The organism is Vibrio sp. S9_S30, from assembly GCF_014694455.1.
GTDB lineage: Bacteria > Pseudomonadota > Gammaproteobacteria > Enterobacterales > Vibrionaceae > Vibrio.
This window is the reverse complement of sequence record NZ_JAAUWT010000015.1, coordinates 116009-128857: the sequence shown is the minus strand read 5'-3', so window position 1 is coordinate 128857 and position 12849 is coordinate 116009. Positions and strand designations below refer to the sequence as shown.

The following is a 12849-nucleotide window of genomic DNA, read 5'->3' as shown; positions in this document are numbered from 1 at the left end:
TTGAGTAGTTTGATCTTTCTAATAGATTTAAGGATAAAGAGATGAATCAATCGCACCAAATTAATGAGAAAAAGAGCCTTTTCTCATTAAGCACTATCGCTGCTTCGTGCATGTTGGCATTAAGCGCATTTTCTGTCCCAGCAGCGGCTGCAACAGCAGTTGATCATGAAGCTTGCCGCCCAGATGGACTTTATCAGACCCCTGGTGTAGCAGTACCATATTGTACAACTTACGACCAGGAAGGTCGTGAGAAAATGGGTGCGGATCACCCAAGACGACTTATCGGGTACTTCACGAGCTGGCGTGCTGGTGATGATCCACAGGCACAATACCTAGTTAAGGATATTCCATGGGATCAGTTGACCCATATAAACTATGCATTTGTGAGCATCGGATCTGACGGAAAAGTGAATGTTGGTGATGTTAACGATCCAAATAACGCCGCAGTGGGCAAAACTTGGCCGGGTGTTGAAATTGACCCTGCTTTAGGCTTTAAAGGTCACTTCGGTGCGCTTGCGACGGCTAAACAGAAGCACGGAGTTAAAACGTTGATCTCCATCGGCGGTTGGGCTGAAACAGGTGGTCACTTTGGGGCAGACGGAAAGCGTGTGGCAGATGGTGGTTTCTACACCATGACGACCAACGCAGACGGTTCTATTAACCATGCAGGCATTGAAAAGTTTGCAACGTCTGCAGTGGAAATGATGCGAAAGTATAAGTTCGATGGCTTAGACATTGATTATGAGTACCCAACATCAATGGCTGGTGCAGGTAACCCAGATGATAAAGCGTTCATGGAACCTCGCCGTGCATACCTCTGGGCTTCCTACCAAGAACTAATGAAGGTTCTTCGTCAGAAAGTGGATGCTGCTTCTGCACAAGATGGTAACCATTACATGTTAACGATTGCAGCACCGAGTTCCGGTTACCTGCTGCGTGGTATGGAAACGTTTGACGTCACTAAGTACCTCGATTACGTAAATATTATGTCTTACGACTTGCACGGAGCATGGAATGATCACGTAGGTCACAATGCTGCTTTATTTGACACAGGTAAGGATTCCGAGCTAGCTCAGTGGAACGTATATGGTACGGCAGCTTATGGTGGTATTGGTTACTTGAATACCGATTGGGCTTACCATTACTTCCGTGGTTCTATGCCAGCGGGTCGTATAAATATCGGTGTTCCATACTACTCACGTGGTTGGCAAGGTGTAACAGGTGGCGAAAATGGGCTTTGGGGCCGAGCTCCTCTGCCTAACCAATCTGAATGTTCTCCTGGTACAGGTGAAGGTGATAAGAATAACTGTGGATACGGTGCCACTGGTATTGACAACATGTGGCACGATAAAGATGCCAATGGTGTTGAAATGGGAGCAGGTTCTAACCCAATCTGGCACGCGAAAAACCTAGAAAAAGGCATCTATGGCTCATACGCTGCGGCGTACAACCTCGATCCTGTAAACAATCCTGACCACAAATTTGTAGGTAACTACGTACGTCACTACGACAGCGTCGCAGTTGCTCCATGGCTGTGGAATGCTCAGAAAAGCGTATTCCTATCAACAGAAGACAAAGATTCTATCAACGTTAAAGCGGACTACGTCATTGAAAAAGAAATCGGTGGCATCATGTTCTGGGAGTTAGCGGGTGACTATAACTGCTACGTGCTAGATGCAAACGGAAACCGTACAACGATTGATACAACAGAACAAGCTTGTAACTCAGGAAATGGTGAGTACCACATGGGTAATACCATGACGAAAGCGATGTACGACAAGTTCCAAGCGGCAACACCATATGGGAATAAGGTAGGTGTTCTTCCAACACCTGCTGAAGCGGTTGACATTACAGTGAGTGTCGGTGGCTTCAAAGTGGGTGACCAAAACTACCCAATTAACCCAAAAATAACGTTTACAAACAATACAGGTACTGAGATACCGGGTGGAACAGAATTCCAGTTTGATATCCCAGTTTCAGCGCCAGACAACGCGAAAGATCAATCTGGGGGTGGTTTGAAAGTGATTGCCTCTGGTCACACTCGTGCGAACAACATCGGCGGTCTAGACGGACCAATGCACCGTGTATCTTTCTCTTTACCTAGCTGGAAAGCACTGCCAGCTGGCGGTATTTACGAGCTTGATATGGTTTACTATCTACCAATCTCAGGACCTGCTAACTACAGCGTGAAAGTAAATGGTAAAGAGTATGCGTTCAAGTTTGAGCATCCTAATTTACCAATAGGCGACCTAGTTGGCGGCGGCAATCCGGGTGGTGGTAATCCGGGTGACGGTACGTGTAGCACCACAGGTATTAACGTTTACCCTAACTGGCCTCAAACTGACTGGGCAGGTAACCCTAGCCACGCGAACACTGGAGACCAAATGGTTCACAACAACACAGTTTACAAAGCAAACTGGTGGACGAAATCTGTTCCTGGTAGTGATGGAAGCTGGACGAAAGTGTGTTCAGTGAAGTAATTTGATACCGATCCATAACTATAAAATGCGAGTGTTTTTACACTCGCATTTTTTTACATGCACTCCAATGGCTCAAATAGAGGCTATGATTAATACTATTCAGTAAATACTGGTACCGTAGAAAATACACGAGAAGGAAACATCGTGATTGTTAGAAGAGCAGAGCGCAAAGATAAAGAAGAATGGGCGATACTAAGAAATGAACTGTGGCCAAGTGAATTATTAGTACACAAACTGGATATAGAATCCTTTTTTGACCTTACCAGTGTTAAAATTGTTGAGGTGTTTGTTTTAGAGAATGAAGCAGATAACATCGTCGGTTTTATTGAATTAAACATCCGAAGCCATGCTGAAGGAATTGAAGTTAGAGGGGTTCCTTACATAGAAGGGTGGTTTATCGAGTTGGATTATCGTGGAAAAGGCTTTGGTAAAAAACTGTTGAGACAAGCAGAAAGCTGGGCTCGACGTCAAGGTTTTGATTGGATAGCAAGCGATTCAGACATTAATAATCTTGCGAGTATCGCTTGTCATAATGCAGTCGGGTTTAAAGAGATGGCAAGGAGCGTCTGTTTTGCGAAAAACCTAAGAGCACATCAACTTGCGAGCGGAGATGAATCACATATAAATCGTGATAATAAAAAGGATTGAGGAAAAGTCAATCAAGAGCATCGCTAGTATGTTTTTTATAGTATTCTGAGTCGATGACTTGATTTCTACCATGTTCTTTTGCAAAGTAAAGATACTCGTCAGCAGAGTTTATGGCGAACTCTAAGGGCTCTTCTAGTAGAGCACCAGACAGCGTAATAACACCGAAGCTGGCAGTTAGTCTAATCTTTTGATTGCCATTGCTCACAACCATACTTTCTATTTCTTGTCTTATCCGTTCAGCGATTTCTTTTGCCAGTTCCAATGACGCATTGGGGAGGGCGACAGCAAATTCTTCACCTCCAAGTCGACCTAGAATATCCACGTCCCTTGTTACTTCACCAATTTTTGATACGACAGAAACGAGAACCTCATCACCAGCAACGTGACCATAGGTATCGTTGATTCTTTTAAAGAAGTCGATATCTAAAATGATCAGTGAAAGAGGGCGTTTGGTGCGCATACAAGTAGAAATGGCGCGTTCTGTATAATCATTGAAACTGCGGCGGTTGAGAGCGCCTGTTAATGGATCCGTCGAGGCAAGAACACGCAGTTTCTTTTCCAGTTGTTTTCGGTCGCTAATGTCAGATATGGACATAATGATCAAAAGTTGATCGTCAAACATGAGGGTGCTCAATGCTATTTCTGCTTGCATTAGAGCCCCAGATGGTAACGTAATGGCTATATCCAATCTTCTGCTGCTTTCTTCATCTTCACACTTTAAAACATCAATGATTTGCGCGCCTAAAGACGCTCTATGCTTTATCGCGACAAGTTCCGTTGGGTTTTTACCAAGAAATTCTGTCTTAGGTTTTTGAAAAATGGTACTGATATATTGGTTAACCATAATAATTTCTTGTTTGGGATTGCAAATGACAATGCCAGTTGGCGCTGCGTTGACAAGCCCTTGAAGCTGTTTCTGTGCTTTTTGAATTTGCTCCATACGTTGTTTTTGCAGCATTTCAAGTTGTTTGGTTAATGAAATATCACGTAATACCAATAACCAGCGGGTATGACTAATCGGTGTGATTGTAGCTCTAACTTGATAATGTGTTTCATTTGCATAAAGATTTAATTCAGCCACCTTCCCATTTTTGGATCTATAATTATTTAGGAAATTTCTAAGCTCTGGTGAATGAATTACGATATTTAAGTCATCTATGGCTTTAAAATTTTCATCAGATCCGATAAATGGCGGACTGAAATTACCAGAGCGAATATCCCGAACAAGCCCCTCTTTATCAATCCAAAAACTCATGTCTGGAAGCGCGTCGAGTATCAAGCTAAGGGTATGATTTCTATTTGCTAGTTCTGTGCAGCTAAGATCGAGTGTTCGTTCGGTCATTGTCAGCTGCTCTGCCATCGATTGATAGCCTTGATCAACCATCTCTATGAACTTGTTGATTTGGTTAGCGTCGAAGGTTGCTCCTTCATTTGGCACTCCATCTGGAAAAGCTTTGCGCAATTGACGTTTCAGAAGTCGATGCATATCAAGTTTCCGAAAATGCAGTAATTGTCATCGTCTGGTTATGTAATTCCGATGGATAGTGTCGATCATATGGCGCGATCTCTCCGTAGGAATAAAACCCACAAAGCAGGGTGGACGAACCCAGTTCATCTTTTACTGCTTCAACTTCATCTTCTACTAGCTGGCTTAGTAACGTTTTTCGTCCAACGCAGCTGATCAGGATAGCCAATTGGGGAGACGCTCCCATGTCTTTGCGACAAACACCAGCAGCGTCCTGCGCGCCGTTTATAAGAGTTTCAACATTCGCTCGCATTAACATCGCGGTTGCCCCTTTAGGTATGTTACCCGCAAATGTAATTGAGCCTGTCGTCTCATCGACACCTAATAATGTGCGAACAAGTTTGGTTGATTTATTTGGGTCGGTGATTTCTAACGGAAATCTGAGCCCACTTGCTGGCAAGTCTGATGAAAGTTCCCCTAAGTAGCTTTTGTAGATGTCCAAAGCGTTTTCATCGTCTAATTCATAAAGTGTGTTTTCTTCAGAGTGTGTGATTGTTCTTTGTAAACCAAATGGGCTCCATCCACCACGTGAGCCATAACTTACAGAAATGGAATCGCCATAAAAGCCGACAGCAACGATCTGCTTTTCTGCCACTTCTTCTTGGTATAGAACATACGTTTGGTTAAAGGCTTCGCTGTCACCGGCTAGGCCCCCAGTAACTTTAATATGTTCTGGGACGGCACATTCAAAACCCTCTGTGAGCATGCAGCCATTCACATGAAGCCCATCACTGAGTACCAAAATATGCCGTAAGTTGGGTGTTTCCATTAGCTGCTTCGCCATTTGGATACCAATGTCCTTTTGGTTAAAATCCTCGCCTGGTATTTTGAGGCGTAGCATACGGATGGGCGTTTTCTCAAAACAAATAATGGTGACAACCAGTGCATTATCGTGTACTTGGATTCCTGAAACTTCACCCGCAGTCGAGCAGCCTGTCAGTAGGGCATCTGGCAAATATTCACGCAATTGTTTAATAGCCTCTTTTCCATTAGTTATTGAGCCAAACAATAAAACTAAAGTGTTGTCACTATTGAGGCGCTTTATGTCTTCGACATCATCCCAATGCTTTCCGTTCCAAACAGATTGAAGTGTTTTCATGCTAATGACCTAAGTTTCGCTAAACCCATTATAAATTTAGTGCGTTTTACTGGTATTTCAAGTTCTTGAAATAGATGATTTGATTAAAATTCAACTAGTTAATTAAATTTTGATTTTCAGGCGATGAGGTTATCTAATTGTTTTTACAGATGATTAATGAAATCAAAGATGAGAGCAGAGGGTGTAAGTCACTCGCAAGCTTGTTAGAAAGACACCGCGTCGGTGATGACACTGTTTTTTCAGTTAGCTTATTCTATAAACTGTCGAGCTCGTAAGTAAAGTTTCTGGGAAGGGCAAGTTTCCAATTCGGTAACGCGAAATGTTGGTTTTCTACAACGCAAATATGCATGAGGTTGTGTTTTCTGTGTCGTATTTGGTATACGGAGATTGACCAAGTGTTCCTTGTACCATGAAGATTGGGGCAACTAGACCTGACGGGGTGACGTTGTAGCGATGCTTGTACGTAAGTTCATATTTGCTCATAACCCTTTATTGACGACAAGCCATAGACGACAAAGCGAGCTGGGTCGGTATAATGATATCTATCCCCAAAACGACAGCGTGAGTGCGCAGTACAAAATGTGAGTGTGCAGTAAAAAATGAGAGAGAAGCAACAAACCAATACGCATCCAGCCATTTCTTTTGAGGAGCTGCCTTCAGATGTGTACATGAACTTTGATGCGTTCAATTCGAATACCGTAACGCGAGAGCATTTTCACGCATGGGGACAATTGCAATTTATTCGAGGTGGAATGCTAGAATTGCTGGCGGATGAAACTCGATTTCTTGCCCCGCCAAATTTAGCCATATGGGTTCCTGCTGGTGTATTGCATCACAGTTTTAATAAAAAGCCTCTGGATTATTGTTCCCTAAATATCAGTATCGACAAGACAAAGCATATGCCCAAACATACGTGTTTACTTGGCGTTACACCAATTATGACCGCCATCATCGAAGACTTTCGTCAGAGAAATGTATGCTCCGCAAAATCAGATCAGGACAAGCGGTTAGTCGATGTGTTGTTGGATCAATTAGCAATGGCGCCCGAACAGCAGCATTTCTTGCCAACCTCTAGTCATAAAATGTTGGCCCCAATTCTAAGAGGGCTAGAGGAGAACCCGACCAACAATGATTCACTAAAAAGTTGGGCCGCTCGTGTTCATACCACAGAACGTTCTCTCGCTCGATACTGCCAAAGTGAGTTAGGGATGAGCTTCACTGAATGGCGCTTACGAATACGGTATTTGCATTCGATGGAGTTGCTTCAAAAAGGTAAGTCTGTAAAGGAAACCGCACTTCTTTTGGGTTATAACCAAGCCAGTCCGTTTATCACGATGTTTAAACGATATGCTGGAATTACGCCAGACCAATATAAAGCGAATAGACCCGTATAAAATATGCCCGCTTGGTTCGCGGGCATATGATTTAGATTATGTTATTTTTGCTTTCTATTACGACTAACCCTAAAAGACAGAACTGCATAAGGTGAAGAGGTAAAAAGATAAAAAGACAAAGCGAGTTACTTTACTTTCCACTCTATCTGCTCACCTGCGCGGATGGGGACAACAATATCACTACCAAAAGGCATGCTCTCCGACACCTCCCAAGATTCTTTAACGAGCGTAATCGTATCTTGGTTACGAGGAAGACCATAAAAATCCGGACCATTGTGACTTGAAAATCCTTCAAGGTTTTCTAGTTTTTCTTCTTTATCAAAAACTTCTGCGTAAAGCTCTACGGCAGCGTGTGCTGTGTATGAGCCTGCACAACCGCAAGCGGATTCTTTCGCTCCTTTAGCATGAGGTGCGGAATCTGTCCCTAAGAAGAATTTTTTGTTGCCGCTGGTTGCCGCTTCAATCAGTGCTTTTTGGTGTGTATTGCGTTTTAAAATTGGCAAACAGTAAAAGTGCGGTTTGATTCCGCCGACCAACATATGGTTGCGGTTAAACAGCAAGTGGTGTGCGGTGATTGTGGCGGCGACGTTTTCGTTTGCATTTTTCACAAAGGTGACCGCATCGGCTGTCGTAATGTGCTCAAGAACGATTCTTAGATTAGGGAAGTCGTTAACAATGGGGGCTAACACGGTGTCTAGAAATGTTTTTTCGCGGTCAAAGATGTCGACATCATGCGTGGTAACTTCACCATGAATCAAAAGTAACATGCCAACTTCTTGCATCGCTTCTAACACGTGATAGATATTTTTCGCGTCTGTTACACCTGAGTCAGAGTTTGTTGTGGCGCCAGCTGGGTAAAGCTTTGCGGCAACAATTTTGCCTGTCGCTTTTGCTTTGCGAATTTCTTCCGGTGTTGTGTTGTCCGTAAGATAGAGCGCCATCATAGGTTCGAATTGTTCACTTGGCTGTTCAGCCATGATACGGTCTCGGTAGGCCAACGCCATTTCGGTATCGATAACGGGTGGGATGGTATTTGGCATGATCAGAGCTCGACCATTGTAGCGGCTGATGTCGCGTACGGTGTCGGTTAGAACATTGCCGTCGCGTAAGTGTACGTGCCAGTCGTCAGGACGAGTGATAGTAAGTGTTGTCATTTGAAAGCTCCCACCAGGTTAAGATAAAACAGGAGCCTAAAAGCAGGAATTCGACGAAAAGTCTAAAAACGCAACCGTTTAGGCGACAGGATGATAGACAAAAAACCGTTATTTTTCACGCCTTTTTTGGCTTGAGATCCATTCGAGGCATATTTATATCCACTGAGTGCCGTCTTTCTCAAATCATATGGTTAAAAAGTGAGAAGCGTTTTAACCATGGTATTGAATTCATCCACTTGCGAAGCGGGATTAGCTTAGATGGTATAGCGCTTAATTCTTGGAGTTCATGACGTATCAAGGCGTAACAAATTATGAAGCTTTCCCTCGATTCATCGTAATTGTTGATGTACCGTTATTTTGTTTTTGAGTGTTTCGGCAAACATCCATTGGGAAGGTGAACAAGTCTAATAACTCCTTCAGTATTTAAGTAAACACTTCTGACTTTTATTGAGTAATGACCAAGGCAGAGCCTTCCAAGAGTAGTGAATAACAATGACAAAACCGTACTTATCGCAAATTAACATTTTCCCTGTCAAATCCATTGGTGGGATCCGACTTTCAAAAGCTTGGGTTGAGAAACAAGGGTTAACTTTTGATCGTAGGTTTATGGTGGCAACGATGGATGGCGCAATGGTGACTGCGAGAAAATACCCCAACATGGTGAAAGTACACGCCGTACTTCAATCTGACGGGTTGGTGTTGACGTACCCAAGAATGCCAGTGCTACGGCTACGTTATTCTGACTTTGAAAGAGATGAATTACCGACACAGGTTTGGAGTGACAATTTTACCGCCTTGTCGACGACTCAAGCAGCGAATGAATGGTTTAGCCAAATTTTATCTACTCCCGTACAGCTGCTGTTTTGTGGCGATCAATCCAACCGTGTGAGAGAAAAAATCCAAACGAATGTCAGCTTTGCTGATGGTTATCCACTCCTCGTTATCAGCGAAGCGTCGCTCGCGGAATTAAACAAAAGAAGTTCTGAAAGCAACTCGATGGATCAATTTCGAACCAATTTAGTGGTGTCAGATACGGAGCCATTTGCAGAAGATGGCTGGAAAAAAATTAAAATAGGCGAGGTTGAGTTTGAAGCGGTAAAGCCATGTGAGCGATGCATTCTGACAACAGTCAATACACAAACCGGTGAATTCAATACTTCTAAAGAGCCTTTAAAAACACTTTCAACTTTCAGAGCGAATGAGCAAGGTGGTGTATTTTTTGGTCAAAACCTTGTCGCAAAGAATGAAGGTATCATTCGCGAAGGTGACGTAATCGAGGTTTTAGAAAGGAAACCCAAAGAAGAGTACAAAGACGCATCAAAGAACAAATTGACGCTCACCTGTGTAGAGAAAGAAACCATAGCACGTGATTTTGTGACGTTTTGGATGGAGCCTGCTAAAGGCACTTTACCGGGTTATCTTCCTGGACAGCATTTGCCTGTAGAAATTGATACACCTGCAGGTAAACTTTCTCGTCGCTATACGTTGTCTTCTAGTCCGACACGACCTGGCAGGTATGCCATTTCGGTAAAGCGAATAGATGAAGGCGCGGTGTCTAATTGGTTGCACGACCGGTTTAAGGTTGGGGATACGCTGGTGGCGGATAGACCTGATGGGGTATTCCATTTAACTAGTACCCTTCATCCTTTGTTACTTATGTCTGCCGGAAGCGGTGTCACCCCAATGCTATCCATGCTTCGCTATCTATCCGATCATGACCAAGTCAATAACGTCGTTTTCTACCACCAATGTCGTTCAGAGCGGGATATTCCTTGCCGAAAGGAGCTGGAAAAGCTCAATATGATATATTCAGGCTTACAGGTTGTGATTTCTTTGACTCAACCCGAGCCTAGTTGGCACGGGCTTACAGGGCGGCTTTCATTAAGCCACATCAACAAGATCCCCGACGTATTATCTAGACAAGTATTTGTATGCGCTCCTCATGGATTTATGGCCAAATCTAAAAATCTGTTAATGAAAATGGGTCTTGATGAAAGCCAATATCATCAAGAGGCTTTTGGTGTCGCCAAACCCGTTGACAGTCCGTTACAAGACGTAAAAATAACGGTGGATGGAAAAACGTTCGAGGGTAATAACCAACAACCGCTTCTGACCCAAGCAGAAAATGCAGGCATGAGGATTGCGAACAGTTGCCGGGCAGGGCTTTGTGGCGCGTGTCGGGTGAGGGTCATCAACGGAGAGTGTGACACGCCGGACGTACCCGCATTAATGCCTGATGACAAAGAAAACCGCATTGTTTTGGCTTGTTGCAGCACACCTCTCGGCGACGTTTCCATATCGACAGATCCTAGATCTTGACGGTGCCTACAAAAACAGAGAACTCAGGTTCTCTGTTTTTGTAAACTGAACACTGTGAAAGCGGAAAGTTTAGCCAATCCAGAGCATGACCATTTAGTCATAAATCGTAGGAATGGGCTGGCGCTTGTGCTGTGTTGCTTTGTAAATCGCAATGAGTGTTCTGGTTACGTCTTCAGAAACAGGTTTACCTTCAAGGAAGTCGTCAATTTGGTCATACGTGAGATTCAGAGCATCTTCATCCGCTTTTTGTGGTTCGAGCTCTTCCAAATCGGCCGTCGGAGTCTTATGAACAAGGCACTCTGGCGCGCCAAGGGTGTCTGCAATTTCACGAACTTGACGTTTACTCAAGCCAAACAATGGAGCCAGGTCGCACGCTCCGTCTCCAAACTTAGTATAAAAGCCAGTAATGTTCTCTGCAGAGTGATCGGTGCCTAGAACTAAACCACCGACGTAACCCGCGATTTCATATTGTGCCACCATTCGAGCACGGGCTTTAACGTTTCCTTTTACGAAATCGACTTTTGCTGGGTCTTTGGGGAGTAGGTTGGTGTCTTGAAGTGCGATGTGAGAAGCGCGATGCAAACCATCCACACCTGTTTGGATATTGACAGATACAGAATGCGAAGGTTGTATAAAACTCAGTGCGAGTTGCGCTTCGTCTTCGTCTTTTTGCTCACCGTACGGCAGGCGTACAGCAATGAATTGATAGCCAGCGTTACCAGATTCTTCATTAAGTTTGTCTACGGCTAATTGAGCCAGTCTGCCACATGTGGTGGAATCGATACCCCCGCTAATACCTAAGACTAATGACTTACAACCAGATTCTTGGAGTTTACGTTTAATAAAATCAACGCGACGTTGAATTTCAAAATGAGGATCGATCGAAGCCAATACTCGCATTTCGTCACGGATTTGATGTTCCATTCTGTTTCCTTAATGTGCTGACGAGTTGTCGTGCCTAAGTGAACTTAAGTTAGCACTCTAAACCCTGTATCTTGTAGTCGCTTGGATATATCATACCCCAATCTTTTTATTATTAAACACCGATTTGCCTGAAAAGAGCTGCCCGAAATGGGATTCTTGGGTTGCTTTGGTTATGGTGTATTGAATGATGGAATTCCTTCTAGTCACGAATGTATGAAAAAAATTGCAATTTTTGGTAGCGCCTTCAATCCACCGACTCTTGGGCATAAAAGTGTTATCGAATCATTAACCCATTTCGATAAAGTTTTGCTTGTTCCAAGTTATGCGCATGCATGGGGAAAAGAGATGGTCGATTTCGGTATCCGGTGCCAGATGGTAGAGGGTTTTATTTCGGACATAGCTCAATCGAATGTGGAGTTGAGCCAAATCGAAGAGAGCCTATATCGACCAGAAGAGAGTGTAACGACGTATGCACTTTTAGAAGCCTTTCAAGAAACCTACCCTGATGCCGAGCTAACATTTGTTATTGGTCCGGATAATTTTTATAATTTTTCCAAGTTTTATCGCGCCTATGAGATCACTAAACGCTGGTCTGTTATGACATGTCCTGAAAAAATTTCAGTTCGAAGTACGTTAATTCGTGAGAAATTGGCTCAAAATGAATCGATATCAGCTCTAACTACTCGTTCTGTCAATAATTTCTTGCGAAAGCATGTATTGTATCGGAATATATAGAAAGAATTTTTTAGGGGCTCACATCAATGACCAAACGTAGTTGCAAATGGATTTGTATGCTTGGTTTCTTTACCGTTCCCGCTTTTGCATGTACCCCTTTTCAGACACCCACTTCGATCATGATGGTCAAAAAAGAGCGGGATTCGGTTTGCGCATCTATCGTACGATCATTCGATGTATTGACTTCAAGCCTAACATCCGTCAGAGAGTTTATAATAGACCCAGTCAGTGACGACAATTATTGGAAAGAATGGACGCTGAAAAGTGGCAGTGATCCGTTGCTATACTCAAGTGTTGAAAGTAACTATTTTGGTGTGGGTTTCTGGATGCCAGATGAATATGAAAGCCAATTTGATGACATGACCTATTCTGAAAAACTTCAAGCGGCGGGTTTGAAATTCAGTTTAGGCTTAGGTGAAAGGAACGACAACGAGCCACGAATACGAATTGATTATCGTTGGCATAACCAACAGCCTGGTGACGTGACGTTACAATTGGAAGTGCCTTTTTAAGGCACTCTTTGTGTCATGCACTCTTTAGCAACGCACTCTTTTATGTAAGCCACCATATT

At 43.5% G+C, this 12849-nt stretch carries 10 protein-coding genes; 6 read left to right on the top strand and 4 right to left on the bottom strand.

Going from position 1 to position 12849, the window contains the following annotated elements; all coding sequences use genetic code 11:
• The first annotated feature begins 41 nt into the window (after positions 1–41).
• Together HC752_RS17720 and HC752_RS17715 are read left to right on the top strand one after the other, a co-directional pair.
• On the top strand, positions 42–2480 hold the full coding sequence (locus HC752_RS17720) for a chitinase C-terminal domain-containing protein (RefSeq protein ID WP_190336503.1): 2439 nt from the start codon (positions 42–44) through the stop codon (positions 2478–2480).
• Between the two features lie 144 nt (positions 2481–2624).
• A complete protein-coding gene (locus tag HC752_RS17715; RefSeq protein WP_190336502.1) occupies positions 2625–3128 on the top strand; it encodes a GNAT family N-acetyltransferase in 504 nt (167 codons plus the stop codon).
• 7 nt (positions 3129–3135) lie between these two features.
• Here the strand turns inward: HC752_RS17715 and HC752_RS17710 are convergent, their stop codons facing one another.
• Positions 3136–4614 (bottom strand): sensor domain-containing diguanylate cyclase, encoded by a 1479-nt coding sequence (locus HC752_RS17710; protein WP_190336501.1) that lies wholly within the window; start codon positions 4612–4614, stop codon positions 3136–3138.
• Between the two features lies 1 nt (position 4615).
• Complete coding sequence (locus HC752_RS17705) at positions 4616–5752, bottom strand: FIST signal transduction protein (protein ID WP_190336500.1); 1137 nt, start codon at positions 5750–5752, stop codon at positions 4616–4618.
• A 599-nt stretch (positions 5753–6351) separates the two neighbouring features.
• Between HC752_RS17705 and HC752_RS17700 the strand changes: the two genes are divergently transcribed.
• Positions 6352–7146 carry an AraC family transcriptional regulator gene (locus HC752_RS17700; protein ID WP_190336499.1) on the top strand — a complete coding sequence of 265 codons (795 nt, stop codon included), beginning with the start codon at positions 6352–6354 and terminating at the stop codon, positions 7144–7146.
• Positions 7147–7271: 125 nt separating this feature from the next.
• Here the strand turns inward: HC752_RS17700 and pyrC are convergent, their stop codons facing one another.
• The gene (gene pyrC / locus HC752_RS17695; RefSeq protein WP_190336498.1) at positions 7272–8300 is read right to left on the bottom strand and encodes a dihydroorotase; all 1029 of its coding nucleotides are present in this window, start codon (positions 8298–8300) and stop codon (positions 7272–7274) included.
• A 492-nt stretch (positions 8301–8792) separates the two neighbouring features.
• On the opposite strand from pyrC, the gene HC752_RS17690 reads away from it, so the two are divergent.
• Positions 8793–10619, top strand: a complete 1827-nt coding sequence (locus HC752_RS17690; RefSeq protein ID WP_190336497.1) for a hybrid-cluster NAD(P)-dependent oxidoreductase — start codon at positions 8793–8795, stop codon at positions 10617–10619.
• A gap of 93 nt (positions 10620–10712) precedes the next feature.
• Here HC752_RS17690 and nadE read toward each other — a convergent pair whose 3' ends face one another.
• Positions 10713–11543 carry an ammonia-dependent NAD(+) synthetase gene (gene nadE / locus HC752_RS17685; protein WP_190336496.1) on the bottom strand — a complete coding sequence of 277 codons (831 nt, stop codon included), beginning with the start codon at positions 11541–11543 and terminating at the stop codon, positions 10713–10715.
• A 213-nt stretch (positions 11544–11756) separates the two neighbouring features.
• Between nadE and HC752_RS17680 the strand changes: the two genes are divergently transcribed.
• Positions 11757–12278, top strand: coding sequence for a nicotinate-nicotinamide nucleotide adenylyltransferase (locus HC752_RS17680; protein ID WP_190336520.1), 522 nt, complete (start codon positions 11757–11759; stop codon positions 12276–12278).
• A gap of 26 nt (positions 12279–12304) precedes the next feature.
• Positions 12305–12790: a hypothetical protein gene (locus tag HC752_RS17675; RefSeq protein ID WP_190336495.1), complete on the top strand. Its 486-nt coding sequence runs from the start codon at positions 12305–12307 to the stop codon at positions 12788–12790.
• Positions 12791–12849 lie beyond the last annotated feature (59 nt).